The sequence below is a fragment of the Blautia sp. TM10-2 genome (genome assembly GCF_003480845.1).
Taxonomy (GTDB): Bacteria; Bacillota; Clostridia; order Lachnospirales; family Lachnospiraceae; genus Fusicatenibacter; species Fusicatenibacter saccharivorans.
The window spans coordinates 186,143-204,291 of record NZ_QUJZ01000002.1; the positions used below are offsets into that span (position 1 = coordinate 186,143).

14 protein-coding genes and 1 pseudogene are annotated in these 18,149 nt (G+C 44.0%); all 15 read left to right on the forward strand.

Translation table 11 applies throughout. The annotated features are described in order from the left end of the window. Positions 1–6,078, forward strand: coding sequence for a Cna B-type domain-containing protein (locus DXD92_RS02935; protein ID WP_243037537.1), 6,078 nt, complete (start codon positions 1–3; stop codon positions 6,076–6,078). A gap of 182 nt (positions 6,079–6,260) precedes the next feature. After that, a complete protein-coding gene (gene lepB / locus DXD92_RS02940; RefSeq protein ID WP_118640016.1) occupies positions 6,261–6,803 on the forward strand; it encodes a signal peptidase I in 543 nt (180 codons plus the stop codon). Between the two features lie 56 nt (positions 6,804–6,859). Next, positions 6,860–8,065, forward strand: coding sequence for a DUF7601 domain-containing protein (locus DXD92_RS02945; protein ID WP_118640017.1), 1,206 nt, complete (start codon positions 6,860–6,862; stop codon positions 8,063–8,065). A gap of 100 nt (positions 8,066–8,165) precedes the next feature. Next, positions 8,166–9,068, forward strand: coding sequence for a class B sortase (gene srtB, locus DXD92_RS02950; protein ID WP_199671264.1), 903 nt, complete (start codon positions 8,166–8,168; stop codon positions 9,066–9,068). Further along, entirely contained in the window at positions 9,055–9,744 is a 690-nt protein-coding gene (locus DXD92_RS02955) for a Spy0128 family protein (RefSeq protein WP_055227179.1), read from the forward strand. Before srtB ends, DXD92_RS02955 begins: the two co-directional genes overlap by 14 nt. A gap of 156 nt (positions 9,745–9,900) precedes the next feature. Continuing rightward, positions 9,901–10,377 (forward strand): RrF2 family transcriptional regulator, encoded by a 477-nt coding sequence (locus DXD92_RS02960; protein WP_082424891.1) that lies wholly within the window; start codon positions 9,901–9,903, stop codon positions 10,375–10,377. A gap of 134 nt (positions 10,378–10,511) precedes the next feature. Beyond that, positions 10,512–10,658: a PucR family transcriptional regulator ligand-binding domain-containing protein gene (locus tag DXD92_RS18870; RefSeq protein ID WP_243104821.1), complete on the forward strand. Its 147-nt coding sequence runs from the start codon at positions 10,512–10,514 to the stop codon at positions 10,656–10,658. Beyond that, complete coding sequence (locus DXD92_RS18875) at positions 10,618–12,201, forward strand: helix-turn-helix domain-containing protein (RefSeq protein ID WP_243104822.1); 1,584 nt, start codon at positions 10,618–10,620, stop codon at positions 12,199–12,201. The genes DXD92_RS18870 and DXD92_RS18875 overlap by 41 nt, the downstream gene beginning before the upstream one ends. 51 nt (positions 12,202–12,252) lie before the next feature. Next, positions 12,253–13,626, forward strand: coding sequence for a ParB/RepB/Spo0J family partition protein (locus DXD92_RS02975; RefSeq protein ID WP_330427561.1), 1,374 nt, complete (start codon positions 12,253–12,255; stop codon positions 13,624–13,626). Between the two features lie 309 nt (positions 13,627–13,935). Further along, positions 13,936–14,292 carry a DUF7768 domain-containing protein gene (locus tag DXD92_RS02980; protein WP_199696567.1) on the forward strand — a complete coding sequence of 119 codons (357 nt, stop codon included), beginning with the start codon at positions 13,936–13,938 and terminating at the stop codon, positions 14,290–14,292. Next, complete coding sequence (locus tag DXD92_RS02985) at positions 14,279–15,364, forward strand: DNA cytosine methyltransferase (protein ID WP_117854411.1); 1,086 nt, start codon at positions 14,279–14,281, stop codon at positions 15,362–15,364. The genes DXD92_RS02980 and DXD92_RS02985 overlap by 14 nt, the downstream gene beginning before the upstream one ends. A 4-nt stretch (positions 15,365–15,368) precedes the next feature. After that, the gene (locus DXD92_RS02990; protein WP_118640020.1) at positions 15,369–16,082 is read left to right on the forward strand and encodes an antirestriction protein ArdA; all 714 of its coding nucleotides are present in this window, start codon (positions 15,369–15,371) and stop codon (positions 16,080–16,082) included. Between the two features lie 14 nt (positions 16,083–16,096). Then, positions 16,097–17,146: a hypothetical protein gene (locus DXD92_RS02995; protein WP_118640021.1), complete on the forward strand. Its 1,050-nt coding sequence runs from the start codon at positions 16,097–16,099 to the stop codon at positions 17,144–17,146. A gap of 91 nt (positions 17,147–17,237) precedes the next feature. Then, the gene (locus DXD92_RS03000) at positions 17,238–17,708 is read left to right on the forward strand and encodes a PcfB family protein (RefSeq protein ID WP_015567070.1); all 471 of its coding nucleotides are present in this window, start codon (positions 17,238–17,240) and stop codon (positions 17,706–17,708) included. After that, positions 17,705–18,149: pseudogene (locus DXD92_RS18880) on the forward strand (VirD4-like conjugal transfer protein, CD1115 family); the annotation flags it as partial. The gene DXD92_RS03000 and the pseudogene DXD92_RS18880, both read left to right, overlap by 4 nt.

The following is an 18,149-nucleotide window of genomic DNA, read 5'->3' on the forward strand; positions in this document are numbered from 1 at the left end:
GTGAAGAGGAAAAAGAGATGGCTAAGATGGATAGCCTGGACACTTTTATTGGTTTTGTGCATGAATAGCGCAGGAACGACAGTTTTGGCAGTTTCAGTGGAAGAAGAGAATATTCCAAATATAAATAGTACTCAAGAGGGTGAACTGCACACAGAAGAATCTATTCCTGAGGAAAGTACATCATTGTCGGAAGAGACGTCGAAAGAAGAAAATACTTCGCCATCAGAAGAGACTCCTGGAGAGGAAATCACCCCGCCATTAGAAGAGATTCCGGAGGAAGAAATTACTCCATCCCCGGGAGAGTTTTCAGAAGAAGAAAAAGCCGTTGAGGAGCAGATTGCACAAGAGGAATCACCAAGGCTTCAGGAGATTTCCGAAGGATTTGATATTGATTTCTATGTTATTATTGATGGAAACAAGGTAAAGCTTCAGCATAATGACATTACCGGCATTGCAACATGGAAAGACGGAAGAACTACCTACTATGGTGTTTCCATTGAGGACCTGCTCCTGATATATGAAGAATTTGGATTTGTAAAAAACAGCGATGGTCAGAATCCAGATGCAAAAAATAAGTTTGTATCTGCATACCGGGGAAAAAGCAGGATAGAATACGGAAAAGTTTATACAGACACAGAATCCGGAAAGACATATGTTTCTTACAATGATGGACAGAATAAACAAGGGGAAGCGATAGATGTTTACTACCTTCCAAATGGAAAAGGCCTTGCATTAAATTTAAAAGATTCTGTAAAAAAGGACAACTCGTTTTATTCCGTAGAGGTAAAGGGAGAAGGGCAGGATCGGATTCGTTATGCATTAACAGGAACTGTAGTGGAAGAAGTTGTGTCTGACTTTAATCCACAATTGCCGGATCAGACAGACCAGATCGAATGGACCTGTATGGGAACAGATGATAAGGTAATAGATGGTGTACGGGAATCAGGGAACCGGACAAGGTTCTCAATCGGAAAGATCACACAGTCTTATGTGCTCCAGAGAGCGGACCAGACAGCCTTTGATATTCAGTTTTATATATATGCAGACAATGAGGTTCGAAAGCTGCCGGCTGATTCACTGAAAAAAGTGTATAAATGGAACCGTCAGGGCAGATGCTATTTATCTGTCAGTGATCTTGCTGAGATTTATAAAGAGTTCGGCTTGAATGCAGAGGAAACACAGTCCGGAAATTATTTTCCATATACAGTCCGTGGTGAGAAGACATTAGCACAGGCGACAGTGGTAACTTATAAAGGACAGCAATATGTATCCTACACCCTGGACAATCAGGACACAACGGTACCGACAGATGTTTACTATATGCCAAAAGGAGCATCTGATGGCGAAAAAATTCCGGATAATGATTCAGACCAGATTAAGCAGAATGAGAACAGTTTCTATTCGGTTACAGTGATCAATCCGGATGGAAATCGAACTGTGAGTTACTATAAGAAAGATTCTGCGGTCACAATTTCCGTTGATCCAGGAGATACGAAGGAAAGCGACTGGCTTTGTGCCAGTGAGGATGAAAATAAAACAATTGCTCCGGTGAAACAGGGCGATAAACTAACCTTTTCTATTGGAAAGATAGAGCAACCATATACGGTTGCATGCAACACTTTTGCACCAGCAACCTTGAACATTAAATTCTATACTTTTGTAAATAATGAGAGATATAATGTTCTAAACGAAGAAATTCCTGTTATAAAAGATACTACAACAAAGCCGGGAACAGTTTATTATTATATTTCTAATGATGAGTTAAAAGAGCATTTTGAAAAATTTCATTACGATGGTTCTATTCAAAATGGAGCAAAAGAGCGTTTTTATTATTCCAAGAGAGATTACGATACAATCCATAATGCAGGGAAATACACGATAGAAGGTCATGAATGTATTTATATAGGAAAGTCCGGAGAGCCGATGGATGTGTATTACCTGCCAGACGGACAGAATATTGCCACAATGAGTGCAAAGACCTTACTAGAACACGACGATGATAGATATAACGGTTTTTACAGTGTGACAGTACAGGATGAAGATGGACAGGTTTACAGCCAAACAGCTTTGCGTGATCTTCCGGCAATTGATTTTGTTGCAAGAAAGTCAACACTTACAAGAACAGTTAGTACAAAGCCGCGTGTAGAAGAACAAACGCAGGATATAAACTGGGAATGCAGAAAGGAAGATGGTACTCTTTCAGCGGTTACATGGAGTAAAAATGAAGCAGAGCATACCATGAGCTTTACTATTCAGCCAGATGATGCAGTACGTCCATATGTGATTGTTCCTGATAATACAGAAAAGCCGGCTGCGGTAAAAGAAGCAAATATCAGTTTTTATGTATTTATCGATGGACATTATAAGCTGATAAAGAACCTCAATGCTGAGCAACATTACATAATCAAAGCAAACAGTGGCCGAGCCAGTCGTTATTATTTGCGAGCTAAACCAGATGATACGATTTCTAAAATTTACAGTGAGTTTGGTTTCACTCCGAGCAAGCTGGAGCCCGGCGCAGATCAGAAAGAGAAGATTCTGTTTGGTTATGCGACAGACAGCCGTGTGTTTGTACAGCACCCTTATAAGGACAACGATGGTACATGGTATATTCCTGTCCTGAAAAACGGGAAAGATGTATCTGTCTATTATTTCTCACAGCCAAACCCACTGAATCCAGACAGAATCGAAAATTATTTTGATCGTTTGACAGGACTTTCTTCTCAGGTTGGGCTGGCAGGAAGACATTTCAGTGTAGAGGAAAGTTTTCATCTGATTGAAGTGTTGGATCCACTGAATCTGACCAAAAGAGAAGCAATTAAGAGACAGTATGTAGGCCATGGGGAAGCATATACTTTGGAAGTACCAAAGAGGGCAAGTTTAGAAGGTGAGTATTATGGCAAGGAGATTGTCTGGAGTTGTACATCTAATGACAGGGACGAAAATGAGGTTCTTCCAGAACCGTCCGGAAATGATAAGGTAAAATTTGAAATTCCGAAGGTTAACTCATCTTATGAGGTGATCGCAGACAAACCGCTGGAGTCTGGGGCAGTCAGGGTTATCTATAATACAACTCGTTATATGAAGAAACTTCCTAAGGAAGCTAAGTTGACCCCTCAGGTTGAGAATAAGACAAGACATACAGATGATTATGAGAATGAAATAGAAGCTGGAAAACATAACGTTAAGTCACCATATCCGCTAGTTTATGATCATGAAGATAATGACAGCAAAGAGTTGGAACAGTATGAATTCGATCATTGGGATTACAGAAACAAAGACGGAAAGTGGCAGGAATGCGGTGCAGGGGATTCTATTTCTGATCTTATAAATAATAGTGCAAGACAGCCAATCACCCTCTATGCAGCGTGGCGTAAGGTTAGTAACCAAAATCGAAAACAGGTACAGTTTTATATCTGTAAGTCAGCGATGCCGGAAGATGGTTCGGTAGCATTACCAACCACGAATGTAGACGATTATACAAGTGCGGTTGCCGTGGCAAACTGTAATGTGAAGGCAAGTATATTGCATGATGTTCCAGTTCTTGGAAATAAGAATCCATCTACGTGGGAACAGTATGCGGATGGAAATAAGAGAGTGCAAGAACTTTTGCAGGGAACTAAACCAGATGAGGGATATATTGGAAATGGAGACTATATCTACAAGATAGATAGAATTCCTTCCGATGAAGAGGTATTCCAGACAATTCGTGAAAGCGGACGTATGATTCGTATCGGAGACAGGGAGATTCCGCCATCGAAATTAGATACCGAATTCTTCACCATTTATTGGTATTCTTTCAAAAGTGAAATGTCCGATGGGTGGCATATTGACGGACGTATTGTAGCAAAAAATGGTTACCTGACAGTAAAGAAAGATTTTGTCGGAATGCCGGAAGCAATAGAGAAAGTCAAGAAAGATTATTATATCCAGGTAGATATGGATGAAAAGCTTTTAGATGGAAAACCTCAGCCACCTGCATTTCATGAGCATATGAAACTTGTGCTTCCTTCAGAAGATAGCCAGAAACCGGATGCAGAAGCTCCGCAAGCGGAGGATGCTCCAATAGAAGTTGTAGGTACATGGACAGATGATACACATACAAGCTGTACGTGGATCGTTAAGGCGGACTCATTCTGGAAATACACATTAAAAGAGTACAACTATAAGCCAAAAGATTCGAATGTGAAATTTTCAGGTTGGTACAATGTCCGCAATTCTCATGAACAAGGAGATAATGTAAATTCATGGGAAGCATATCCAGAAAGTGGAATTCAATTCACAGGACGTGGAATTGGACGCGGTGGTGAGACTCTTACTATTGAATTGGAGAACCGTTATCAGAAAGAGGGAATACTCACACTGAACAAATTTGATGAGTCTACCGGACATGGAATGGAGAAGATCAATTTTGCTGTCAGTAAGAACGGTGTTGAGGAGGAAACGGTAACAACTGATAAATACGGAATCGCACAACTTCACATTCCGTTACAAGATGAAAACAAACAGAACAGAACAGCAACTGAGACGTATTTGTTGCGAGAGACAAACTTACCGACGGGATATGTAGACACAGGAGATATACAGATCACCGTTGAGATTGCCAATGGAGCATTCAAAATCATTGATGCAAAATTGGTGGATAGGGAGGCTAACGAAAATCAGGAGGCTGTTAAGGCACCAGTTGATGGTAAGATAGACGGAAAATCTGTTCTGTTTCAGCGAGGAGATACCAGCCTTAATATCCGAAATTTTGCTAAAACAGGCACTCTGCATATCAAAAAGACATGGGAAAATCCAAATGATGCACTGACGGAAAAACAGGTGAAAATCAGATTGTATCAGAATGGAATTTCTACAGGACAGGAATTCCTGCTGAATGAAGAGAACGGATGGGAACACACAGTCGACAATGTTCCACTATTCCAGGACAGAAATCCGGTGGAATATAAGGTGGAAGAAATTGAGATAGGAAAGACACATTATTCTTCGGAATACGGGGATGGTTTCCTATATTATGAAGTTATTTATCCAGAGATTCAGTATTTCGATTCAAATGGACAACAAATATTCCCGAAGGATGAGAATGAGTTCAAGGATGTTTCCAAGATGGAACTGGAAGTGCAGAATCTGCATTTCAATCTTGCTGAACGAAGTTTCTTAAAGACGGATGATCTTCCAAGAAACCGACTTGCTGGTGCAGGTTTTCTGTTCTACAAAGTACCGTATGATGATGTTACGAAAGAATATGCGGATGATACAGGATATACAGTAGATTATGACAATACACAGAGCAAGGACGATATCGTTCTGAAAAAGGATGGTCAGAAGTGTAATCCTGATTTTGACTTGCAACTGACTGATGAGAATGGAATGCTTCAGTTATCGGAGGAGATACCAGATGGCAGATACTGGATGGTAGAATCTGTTACTCCGAACAAAAAGAACAAAGCAGATAAAACCAAAACACAGTATCAGGATAACTTTAATTTATATATGGTCGATGTAGAATCCGATATTTTATTCCTATATGAGAAATCACCGACGACAAATACCTGGAGAGCTGTTTCGGACAGACATATCGTCAATCATCCGCAAAAAGGCGGGGTGACGGTTGAGATTACAAAGGAAGTCACTGGTCCACTTGGAAACCGCAAGAAGCCATTTGATATGGAAATTCTCTATTGGGAAGATGGTCAAAAGCTGCGTAGTAAGACACTTAGAACATCCTTGAAACATGGAGATAAAGTTACATTACAAAATGTAGATATATCTTCGGATATCATAATAACAGAAACTGTTGATACATCAAAATACGCTGTTTCGATTTCTAAAAAAGAAGAGAATGATAAGTATTCAAATCCAGTTCAGGCAACATCGAATGAAAATACGGCTGTCATGAAACAGCGGATTGAGGCTGCACGAGGAGATGTGATTGAGTTAAAAATCACAAACGAAAACACACAATCAATACCGGAAACAGGGGTTCGTCTGGGAACAAGCAGGCATGTATGGCTATTACTCGCTATAAGTATCGTTATGGTTCTGTTTTTCTGGAGAAGACGGAAAATGGAATAGACACTGCTATGGAACAAAACTTGCAAAAATACATCCGCCTTTTTACATGTTTGTTGCATTGGAATAAAAAAATAAACCACTATAATAAAGGGTACAAACTAGTACCGTGGATGTCTGAGTTGACCTAAAACAAATAAATCCCCTAGAAGGGTTATGGGCATCCATTTTTATGGAAGGATAGGATGAAGAACGAAACTGAACGGTCAAATAAAAACAACAATATAATACAGGAAACATCTGTAGCACAGGATATTGTTCAGTTGTTATTGAAGATTGCATTTATTATCTTAGCAGTATTTCTTATTTTTACATTTCTCTATGGAATTGTAAGAATAAATGATGTCTCCATGAAACCGGCAATCAAAGACGGTGATCTGGTCATGTATTACCGATTGGATAAAAGGTTTATCTCCGGTGATGTTGCAGTGTTTGAAGCTGATGGCAGAACCACGACCGGACGTGTTGTGGCAGTAGCAGGAGACACCGTTGACATTACAAAAAGCGGACTGAAGATAAATGGTGCAGAACAGATATCTCAGGACATTTACTTTGATACCACCCAATTCAAAGATGGAGTGGATTTCCCGGTCACAGTCGGGAGCGGCCAAGTATTTATACTTGGAGATAACAGACCACAGGCATCGGACAGCCGAATCTATGGTTGTATTGATATAAAAGATGTCAAGGGAAAAGTCATTGCGATTATTCGGAGCAGGGGAATTTAATTACCTGCTCTGTTAATCAAATAAAAAACAAAAGAATTCACAAGGGAGGAACTAAAATGAGCATGAAAAAATTCACTAAGAAAATGCTCGCTATTGTCGCAGCAGGTGCTATGACAATGGGACTGGCAATGCCGGTATTTGCAGAAGGGGCAAGCACACCGACAAAGGAAGCGTATATTACAAAGGTTTTTAACACTGAAGTAGAAAAGAACGTTAACTTTACATTTAAAGCAGAACAGCAGAAAAACGGAGGAGATGTTGATAACTTAGTAGAGACTAAAGCAGATGTAACAATTGACGATGCTAAATTTACAACAAGTGATAAAACAGGTACTTTAACTAGAAGATGGGCTGTAACATTTCCTGAATATAGTGAAGCTGGTAAGTATAGTTACAAAGTAACAGAAATAGGAAACTCATTGGGTCTTGACGATACGGGTGAGAAAGAAAAAATGCTCATGTCCAAAGCAGAGTATCTTATGGATGTATATGTTTCCAATACAACAGCTGGAGGCTATGAGATTTCCAATATCATTGTTAACAAAATTAAGAATGACCAGGGTACCGCTGAAACAAGTCCTGTAAAAGTAGATATTGGTAATGGAGAAGATAACGGATTTAAATTCGAAAACACTTATGTTCAGGAAGCTGGTACAGGTACAGATCCATCAAATCCGGGTACTGATCCTGATGCAGATTATGACAACCTTGGTTCCTTAAATGTATCTAAAAAGGTTGAAAAGAACGTGACGACAGGTAATACAACTCAACCTGCAACAAATGACACATTTAGCTTCACAGCAGAGTTTACTTTCCCAGCAGGAACAAACGAGAATACCCTCGGTGGTGTAAATGCAAATGGTAAAAAAATTACTCTTGAAAAGGGCACTACTCACAAATTTACACTGGAAGCTGGTAAGAATATGAAGTTCACAAAGCTTCCAGTAGGAACAAAGATTACCGTAACTGAGGCTGCAAAAGCAAACTACAAAGGAAGTGCTGCTGTTGTAATTAATAATGAAAACAAAACAGCTGTTGCTGCAACAAAATTTAATGATGAGATTAAAGTATGGGATGACAAAGCTGCAACTGGTTATAAACTTGGACAGAAAAAGAACACTGTTGACGTAACCAACAGATTCAACAACGTACCAACAACCGGTATTATCATGAACACTCTTCCATACGTTCTGATGGTTGCTCTTTGTGCTGTAGCACTGTTTGGATTCGTTGCTTTCAAACGCAAAAAAGTACAGAAATAATTACATAAAATCATAAAAGTAACAACAAAGGGAATGCGTGCGGCGATACTCCGTCGCATTCCCTTTTGCAATAAGAAAGGAAACTTCAGGAATATTTCATATGAAAAAAGCAGCAAAGTTTTTAGTCAAAATAGTCGATCATATGGTGAATTTTATAGCGTTATTGCTGATTCTTATGGTAATGTTCCTGTCATGCTATATGTTATGGGATTCCAATCAGGTATATCAGGCGGCTGATGCGAAGAACTACGAAGCCTATATTCCAACAGAAAAACATACGAAATCTTTTGAAGAATTGCAGAAAATCAATCCGGATATTATTGGCTGGATTCGAATAAATGAAACAAACGTTAATTATCCGCTGCTTCAGGCAGAAGATGATGATACTTATATGAATACGGATGCCGAAGGCAAATATTCTTTAAGTGGTTCCATATTTTTGCACTGTGCAAACAAACCGGATTTTTCCGATTTTAACAATATGATTTATGGACACCATATGGAAAAACACATGATGTTTGGAGATGTGGGGCTATTCGCAGATAAGGAGTATTTTGACGAACATCCATACGGAAATCTTTTTTTTGATGGAAAAGATCATGGAATTGAATTTTATGCATTGATTCAGGCAGATGCTTATAATGAGCGGCTGTTCAGTGTCAGTTCAGAGGAACCGGCAGCAAAACAGGCGTATCTGCAGGAAATATCGGACAATGCTTTACATAAAAGAAACATTGAACTTACTGAAAATGACCATTTGGTTCTTCTGATAACATGTACCTCAGACATGACAAATGGAAGAAATATATTAGTAGGAAGGCTTACGGATCAGGTCTATCCTGAGAAAGAGAAAGCCAAGAATCTGGGAACTGGAATTGATAAATTGAAAGAAAAGATGATTCAGGTGCCGGTTATCTACTGGATACTTTTGCTAATTATCGTTCTATTGCTGATAGATAGAAAATTAAAGAAGAAGGGAAAGAAAAAACATGAAAATTCTTGATTTAAAGAAAACAGCTGTCATATTGGTGACTATGCTCCTTTTTCTGAGCATGCAGATATCAGCGTTTGCATCTGATAACTGTACTGTAGTGAAAATTCCGGTGAGACAGATCTTTGACAGTGAAGTGGAAGGCATTGCAGATGAATTTTCTTATATTATGACAACCGATCAAAGCGACGCACCAATGCCAGCCGGAAGCCGCAATATGCAGTATTCCTGGACAATGGAAAAGAATGCAGCAACAGAGATTATACTGAATGTAAAAACAGCAGGACAGTATCATTATAACATTTATCAGACGACAGAAAAAAAGGATGATTATAAATATGATCAAAACAGGTACTATGTGACTGTCGAGGCTTACTATAATGAATCGAATCAGTTAAAAGTTGTCACAATTGTAGCAAATGAGAAGGGGGAGAAAATAGAAGCGATCTCTTTTAAAAACAGTTATATGGGAGAAGAAAAGCCGAATCTAACACAGCCCTCAAACCCGTCACAACCATCTGGTCCGTCCTATTCGGATGGATTAGGAAAAACCAATAGCGTAAAGACTGGAGATGACAGTCCTGTTATGGGATATTTCTTATTGCTGTTTGGTTCACTGATTTGTCTAAGTGTTTTAATCCATAAAAAACAGAAAAGAAATAAGGGAGAATCACAAGATGAGGCATAATATATGGAAAAAATACATAAAAATTTTATGTTCTTGGATTTTGATTCTTTCTATATGTTTTTTATCCTTAAATGTAGTAGTTGAAGCATCAGGCACAGATATGGAAATGAAAGGTTATACAATATCCCGAATTTATTAGACTTGAGGCGATAAAAGATGAAGCGCAAGGATAATAATTCGGGATTTTTCCTGTTTTGGAGAGGAGCAATTATGCAATTAAAAATTACAACGGATTATGCGATCAGAATAGTATATTATCTGGCTTGTCGTGGTGAAGTAATCACTGCGTCTGAGTTAGCTTACGAATTAAAGATTCCAGAAAGCTATATTCCAAAGATCACAAAAAAATTAAAAGAAGCGAATATAATTACAGCTTGCGAAGGAATAAAAGGTGGGTATTCACTTGTGAAAAAAACAGAAGATATTTCTCTGTTTGACATAATATCCTCCACGGAAGTAACCATGAAATTAAATCGTTGTTTAGAAGAGGATGGGTTTTGTTCCAGAAATGCAACAGAGCATTGTAAAGTACATAAAATATTGCTGGATGTGCAGCAAACTTATGACAATCTACTAAAGGGCATAAAGGTCTCGGAGATTATAAAACCAGATGCCGATGAGTTATCAGAATAGCTAAGAAAACAAACTAGAGAATATGAAAAACAATTATAGAAATAACTCCACCAATATATTAAAATAGATATAGCATAACATAATAAGGCAAAATAAAGATAAATCAAATCAATTGTAAAAGGAAGGGAATACAAATGGGGTATACAGTAAAGGACTTGCTTGAATCAAACAATTTCTCGGAAATGCAACTGATAAGTGATGATTCTGGAATTGGTCGTGAAATTAAAGGAGTCCGAATCATTGAAGTGCCAGATATGGAAAAATTCCTGGGGGGGGGGTGAGCTGCTCCTGACAAGTATGCGAGCCTATGAAGCCACAGAGGAAGATGTTTTTTTGCATCATTTAAAAGAATTGGATAAAAAGCAGATAAGTGGATTTATAGTAAAGTGCTGTCAGAGAACTGAACACCTGAAAAGACTGTTTGATATTTTAATGGAATTTTCGCAGGAACATCATTTGCCCGTGATAGAAATTTCTGAGGATTTGTATTTTTGGGGGATTATTAAGCATATACTACTTCAGTTGTGTGATATTGAAACTGCAAAACTGAAATATTTTAAGATGACACATGATAATTTAAGTAATATTTTACTGAACGTGATAGATTCAAGGGAATCTATAGAGAGAATATTTTTCTTGATCAGTACCATGCTCGGGAATCCGGTCGGTTTATATAACGCAGATGGAACCTGTCTTTTTTCAAGTAATTCGGAAACACAGGATTTTAGAATTGAAAAAAATATTGCGGAATATAAGTCTGGAATTATAACCAGATATCAATATTTGTGTCAAAAAAGAAAAAATACTAACTATATTGAATATATTAAGAAGCTCAATATATTTGAAAGACAGGAAATGTATTTTGTTGTTTCAGAACAGAATGAACCATTGAGGGAATTAGATTTTATCGCGTTAGAGAATATTATCATTACATTACAGTTTAGTTTGATCAGACATGTATTAGAAGAGAATCTTGAAAAACGACATCTAAGAGATTTGGAATATCGTATGCTGAATGGTTCGCTGTCAAATGATGAAGAAAATGAAGTTGCAGGTATGCTTGGTCTTAATGATGCAGAGATATATCGGGTTGTCACTTTCCGTATGGATGCAATAAAGAATATGGAAAAATTTACCAATGCCCAGATAAAAGAAACAGAATTGGTCGAAAACGAAATTATACGTTATTTACCGAGGGAGCCTATTTTTTTGCAAACCAACCAGATTGTATATATTCACAGAGAAACGGAACGGGAAACCGGATTGGAATTTCGTAAAAAACTGGAGAAACTGCAGAAAACGATACAAGAATTTCTAGTTAATAGGGGAGTTGAAATAGATTTTCTGATTGGTATAGGTAAAACTGTCACAGGATACCATGAATTGAAGGAGTCTTTTAAATCTTCTAAAATTGCGCTTAAATATATTAAAGTTATTAGACGAATAATCGGAGACGAGGATAAGTCAGTTATAGATAGTACAAAGGTAGGATTCTTTTATCAGATACTGGAAAAGATGAAAGATATAAATCAGTTGCAAGCGTTTATACCGGAGTCATTGAATAAACTTCGCCAGTACGATATTCAGAAAAATGGAGAGCTGGTTGATACATTGGAATGTTATCTGAATGTCAACCAAAGCTTAAAAAAGACTTCTGAATTAATGTTTATTCATTATCGAACTGTTGCAACGGTGTACAAAGGGAACATAATAAAAAACTTAATAATGGACTGCCAATCTTACACAAAGTACCGCCCAAACGAGACTACGGGCGGTATTTTTGTATCATGGCGGAGAAAGGAGGAACTTCCCACGGGGGCTTGACTGAAAAGTTGAGCCCCTTTTTTCATGCCAAAAAACAGGAGGTAAATGCTTATGGCAGATGATAAAACCACAAAAACGCCGGAACAGCCGGTAACGGATAGCGGGCCGGGCAAGGAAACGCCTCCCGCTCCCCCAAAAGAGCCGGAGAAGGTTTCCGTTTCCCCGGAGCCGGAAAAAAAGACGGAACCGGAGGTAAAGAACCCACAGGTTTCTGTCTATAACTTCGCTGAAATTATGAAGGAAAAGAAAGTCGAGGAACGGGCGGCAGCTCCCAGCGGGGAAAAGCCTGACCCGGCAAAAGTGGAGAAACCGGAAAAGCAGCCGGAGACTCCGAAAAAAGCAGATGAAAAACCCAAAGAGCCGGAACAGCCGAAGCGCCGGGGCCGTCCCCCGAAAGCAGATAAGGACAAGGCCGCAGCCCCGAAGTCCAAAGCCCCCGCACAGAAACCGGAAAAGACGGTCAAAAAGGAGCCGGAGAAAAAAACGGCTCCAACGGTGCAGACCGCTCCCACTCCGAAGAAACCTGAAAAGCCGCAGGATGCACCACGCCGGGGCAAGGAGCAGATCGTCTATATCAAGCTGAATGAACTCCACGCCTTCAAGAACCATCCCTTTGAGGTTCGGGATGATGAAGAAATGCGGGCTATGGTGTCCAGCGTCAAGGACAAGGGCGTTACCCAGCCCGCTATCGTCCGTCCCCGTGAGGATGGCGGCTATGAGATCGTGTCCGGCCACCGCCGCCAGAAAGCCAGTGAGCTTGCCGGATATGCGGATATGCCCTGTATCGTCCGAAACCTGACAGACGATGAAGCCATCACCCAGATGGTCGAGGACAATCTCAACCAGCGTGAAGAAATCCTACCCAGTGAGCGGGCCAAAGCCTTAAAAATGCAGCTTGAGGCTATCAAGCACCAGGGCTCCCGCACTTCGGGCCAAATTGACCCGAAGGACGCTGGCAAACGCTCCAACGAGATCGTGGCCGAGCGCAATAAGATGGCCGTCAAACAGGTGCAGCGGTATATCCGGCTGAATGAGCTGGTTCCAGACCTGATGAAGCTGATGGATGAAAAAAAGCTGGGCTTTACTACGGCGGTGGAGCTTTCCTATATCGGCAAGAAGAACCAGAACTATATCGCCGTCGCCATTGACAGCCAGCAGTCCTCGCCTTCACAGGCGCAGGCAAAGCGTATGCGTGAGTTGGACGAAAAGAAGCTGCTCAATGGGGATGTGATCGACGGCATTATGATGGAGGACAAAAAGGAGGTAGACAAAGTGATTTTGACAGGTGCGGAACTGAGCAAGTATTTCGGCAAGGAAACTACGCCGAGGGAAATGAAGGACCAGATCATCAAGCTGCTGGACGACTGGAAGGGTCAGCAGAAGGAACACGAAAAGCCGGAGAAGAAAACCGAACAGGAAAAGTAAGCCCAAACTTCGGGTCAGCATGGCCCGAGGATTGCGGGGCTCTGCCCCGCGCCCCGAAGCTCTGGAGATATAAATTATTCCCCGTCGCCAGTTATTCCGTAGCATAGCCGGGAAAATCAGTCAAGGGCAGCGCCGCCGCAGGCGGTGCCGGAGGCACCCTTGACGGATTTCTCCCGGTTATGCTTTTTCCCGGTCAAGCGACGGGGATATAAATTCTCCAGAGCCGTTCCCCTTCCCGGGGGAAGGGGCGGAGGGGTTGGGCGATACCTTGCTTTTCCCTAAACCAAAACAGAAATGGAGGCTCAACCAATGAAACGACCTTTAGCATACCTGACCGCCGCATGGAGCGGTGAGCCGGATATTGATATGGAGCTGGCGGCCCACTACTGCCGCCTTGCTTATGAGGCGGGCTTTTCCCCGATCTGCCCACTCTTGTATCTGCCGCTGTTTTTAAATGACAGCGTTCCCGAGGAACATAAGGCCGGGATCGATATGCGCCGGGATATGCTGCGGCGCTCCCACACCCTGATCGTCTGCGGCAGCGCTGTGGACGAGGATGTGAAAAACGATATTGCGGTTGCCGGACGGCTGGGCATTGCGGCGACAACGCTGGAAGGGGTGCTTGCCGTGAAGGGACACGGCACCCCGGGCTATGCCGGACATTAAGCTGGGGAGCCTTTTTGACGGGATCGGCGTGTTCCCTCTGGCTGCTTCCCGGTGTGGTATCCGTCCGGTATGGGCCAGCGAGATTGAAAAAGCGCCCATCTCCATAACCAAAAGGCACTTTCCCGATATGGCGCATTTGGGAGATATTACGAAGGTGGACGGCGGGAAAATCCCGCCGGTCCATGTGATAACCTTCGGCTCTCCCTGTCAGAACCTTTCTCTGATCGGCAACCGCTCCGGCCTTGCCGGGGCAAAATCAAGCCTGTTCTATCAGGCGTTTCGTATCATACAGGAAATGAGGGATGCTACTGATAACCTATATCCAGCTATCGCTGTTTGGGAAAACGTCATGGGAGCGTTTTCTACAAATGACCGGATGGACTTTAGAGCCGTCCTATCCGCCTTCTCGGACACCGAAGTTCCAATGCCTCCTTCGGGAAGATGGGGAAACGCCGGAATGGTGCGAGGGGGAACGCCTGATGTGTGCTGGCGGCTCATGGACGCCCAGTATTGGGCAGGCTCCCGAAGGCTGGCACGAAGGCAGCGGATTTTCGTCGTGGCGGATTTTGGAGGCAGACGTGCCGCAGACATACTATTTAAGCCCCGTCCAATGCTCCCACTTCCTCCGCCTTGCGGAGAGGGCGGGTGGGCCGCCGCCGAAGGAGATCGAACAGCTTCTTTTGAAACAGGGCGGCAGATACCAGTCATCCACCCCTTTCAGTGCTTCCGTATGCGGGGAGCGGCAAAAAGGCAGGAAGAAACGGCCTTCCGAAACAGCTTCGGATTACCAACTGACCCTTTTCCCACTCTTTTAGCCAGTGATGTAACGCCCTTTGCCTTCTGGTATGAGGGCGACCCGGAGGGCGGCTGCATCCGTTTTCTGACGGAAACGGAAAGCGAACGGCTGATGGGGCTGCCGGAGGGCTGGACAAAGTACGGGGCGGACGGCATGGAGATCCGGCCTCTGCAACGCTACAAGGCGCTGGGAAATGCGATTGCCCTCCCTTGCGCCGATTACATTATGGCCGGGATCTATGAGGTGCTGGCTGGCAGGGCCGGAAAGGAGGAATAAGCCCATGTTTGAAGCCTATATAACCAATACAGCCCTGTACCCCTTGATGGGGATCGAGGTAGGGACAACGGTACATTTCCCCATGACGACACAGGAGTTGCAGGCCGCCCTTGCCAAAATCGGGATAGACGGAAAACGGTACAGCGAAGTGTTCTTTACCAGCTTTGACAGTGATGTGCTGGGGCTCTACGATCATCTCTACGAATGTGAGAACATCGACGAGCTGAACGAGCTGGGCCACGCCCTGCTGGAAGTACGGGATAAGGGCGGACTGGAAACCTTTGAAGCCGCTCTTGTCTTGGGAAACCACACAAGGAGCGTGAAGGATTTGATAAACCTGACGCAGAACCTTGACCTTTACCGCTTTTACCCGGATATTTCCGATGATGAAGGGCTGGGCCGTCTTTACGCCGACGAGCTTGGGACCATCGACATACCGGAGCACATTCAGAACTACTTCGATTATGAGGCATACGGGCGGGATGTGCGTATCAACGAGGGCGGCATATTCGCTCCCGGTGGGTATGTCTCGGCAGTCCCGGAGGGCTTCAAGGAGTATTACCACGGGCCGCAGGACATTCCGCCGGAACACCGGATATTTGCCTATCCTGAAAAGGCCGAGCCTGTCCACTCCATTCTCGCTGCACTCAAACGGTTTCAAGAAGCCCCGCCCGCTCCGAAAAAGGACAAGGCGGGGCCTTCCCATGAAGAACGGTAGGACTTCGGGCCAGCATGGCCCGAAGCATGAAGGAGGTGCATACCATCAACTATTACCCTATCAATGAAGGGGCCGCCCGCCGGGCAAAAGAAATGAACAGCTTTTCCGACTACAAGGAAGGGAGCGCAACGGCGGAATACCGGGCAATGGTGGACAAGGCCGCCGCCATAGCGGAAAAGCAGAAATCCCGGGTGGACCCCATGTACCATGAGAAGATCGACCATCTGTTAGACGCCTACGCCCGCAAGCTGGCCGAAAACATGAACCAGGGCTTTGCCATTGACGCAAGGGTTCCCTCTATGATGATCGCCGGACCTGCCAATTTCCCGGTGGGAAAGAAAGAAAAACAGAACCGGGCCCGGGACAGCAACATGGAGGAATGGCAGTATATTCAAGGGCTGCTGGATAAGATACGCAGCACCGGCATGGGCGGGATCAGCGCCGATGACCCGGCAGCGATTGAAAAGCTCCAGAAGAAGCTGGACGGGCTGGAACGCTCCCAGCTCATTATGAAGGAGGTCAACGCCTATTACCGCAAGCAGGGCAAGCTGGACGGCTGTGCGCTGCTGTCGCCGGACCAGATTGAAAAGCTGAAAGCAAGCATGGCGTTAAGCTGGCGGAGCGACCCGAGGCCCTTTGAAAGTTACCAGCTTACCAACAACAATGCGGAGATCCGCCGGGTAAAGGCCCGTATCGAACAGCTTTCCAAACAGGCACAGCAGGAATTTTCCGGCTGGGAGTTCGATGGGGGCCGTGTGGAAATGAACCGGGAGGACAACCGCTTGCAGGTGTTCTTTGACGGAAAGCCTGACGCGGACACCCGGGCCGAGCTGAAAAGCAACGGTTTCCGCTGGGCTCCCAGCGTGGGCGCATGGCAGAGGCAGCTCACGGACAACGCCATCCGGGCGGCTGACCGCTTGGAATGTATCAAGCCGCTGTCCGGCGAAAAGCCCTCCCAGCTTCAAAAGAAGCCCTCTATCTTGCAAACCATGCGGGAACAGGGCGAAAAAGTCCAGACGGAGCCGGAAAAGAAAGCTCCGTCCGGCAGGGATGCCGAGCGGTAAGCCTTGGGCCACATTGGCCCGAGGTTTTCTGTTCCCCGAGATTGTACGGGGGCCTCCCGGATAGCGGGAACCCCGACGGAAAGGAGGTTTTATGCAGGAAGAAGTAAACCAAAAAACGGTTGCCCTTTCGATCAGGACAACGAAGCTCACAGGAAAAGTGCTGGCTGCCGCTCTTGGGAAGGTAGCGCGGGCGCTGCAAAAGCACCACCGGAAGGCGCTGACCCCGCAGGGACGCCAGAGCGTGAAAAAGCTGATGAACCACTATGGCGGCAAAAGTGCCATGCCCTATGTGGGAGCTCCAAAGGATTTTGACCGGATCGCGAAGGAGTTCCATGTGGACTACGCTTTCCATAAAGTGAGCCCCGGTCATTACCTGCTGTTTTTCAAAGCCAATCAGGCGGACGCTATCACGGCGGCCTTCCAGAAGTACAGCGCAAAGGTGCTGAACAAAGAGCAGGACAAGGCTTCCATCCTCGGTCAGCTTCGGAAATTCACGGAGCAAATCAGGACGCAGGCAAAGGAAAAGCAGCGGACCAGAGAGGCGGTGAAGGACGGACGTTGAGTGACAAGATCAGAAAATATGTGCTCCCAAACCTGCCGTACCTCTTTGTGTTCTGGTTTTTCTCCAAAATCGGGACGGCCTACCGGATCGCTCCCGGCACAGACTTCGGGACAAAGCTCATGGGGATGCTTGATACCTTCCCCAAAGCCTTTGAAACCTACTGGCCGGGGCTGGGAGGTATTGACCTGCTGGTGGGCCTTGCCGGTGCGGCTGGGATGTATCTGCTGATACAGTCAAAGATCAGGCAGGCGAAAAAATTCCGGCGGGATGCGGAGTACGGCACCGCCCGCTTTGGAACAAAGGAGGATATAAAGCCGTTTGTTGACCCTAAATTTCAGAACAATGTCATTCTGACCGGGACGGAGTTCCTTACCATGAACACCCGTCCGAAGATACCCGCCAATGCCCGGAACCTAAACGCCTGTGTCATCGGCTCCTCCG

What these genes read in the sequence shown, in the direction of transcription:
- lepB (WP_118640016.1), top strand. Translation starts at nt 6,261, where the DNA reads ATGAAGAACGAAACTGAACGGTCAAATAAAAACAACAATATAATACAG.
- DXD92_RS02945 (WP_118640017.1), top strand. Translation starts at nt 6,860, where the DNA reads ATGAGCATGAAAAAATTCACTAAGAAAATGCTCGCTATTGTCGCAGCA.
- srtB (WP_199671264.1), top strand. Translation starts at nt 8,166, where the DNA reads ATGAAAAAAGCAGCAAAGTTTTTAGTCAAAATAGTCGATCATATGGTG.
- DXD92_RS02955 (WP_055227179.1), top strand. Translation starts at nt 9,055, where the DNA reads ATGAAAATTCTTGATTTAAAGAAAACAGCTGTCATATTGGTGACTATG.
- DXD92_RS02960 (WP_082424891.1), top strand. Translation starts at nt 9,901, where the DNA reads ATGAAGCGCAAGGATAATAATTCGGGATTTTTCCTGTTTTGGAGAGGA.
- DXD92_RS18870 (WP_243104821.1), top strand. Translation starts at nt 10,512, where the DNA reads ATGGGGTATACAGTAAAGGACTTGCTTGAATCAAACAATTTCTCGGAA.
- DXD92_RS02975 (WP_330427561.1), top strand. Translation starts at nt 12,253, where the DNA reads ATGGCAGATGATAAAACCACAAAAACGCCGGAACAGCCGGTAACGGAT.
- DXD92_RS02980 (WP_199696567.1), top strand. Translation starts at nt 13,936, where the DNA reads ATGAAACGACCTTTAGCATACCTGACCGCCGCATGGAGCGGTGAGCCG.
- DXD92_RS02985 (WP_117854411.1), top strand. Translation starts at nt 14,279, where the DNA reads ATGCCGGACATTAAGCTGGGGAGCCTTTTTGACGGGATCGGCGTGTTC.
- DXD92_RS02990 (WP_118640020.1), top strand. Translation starts at nt 15,369, where the DNA reads ATGTTTGAAGCCTATATAACCAATACAGCCCTGTACCCCTTGATGGGG.
- DXD92_RS02995 (WP_118640021.1), top strand. Translation starts at nt 16,097, where the DNA reads ATGGCCCGAAGCATGAAGGAGGTGCATACCATCAACTATTACCCTATC.
- DXD92_RS03000 (WP_015567070.1), top strand. Translation starts at nt 17,238, where the DNA reads ATGCAGGAAGAAGTAAACCAAAAAACGGTTGCCCTTTCGATCAGGACA.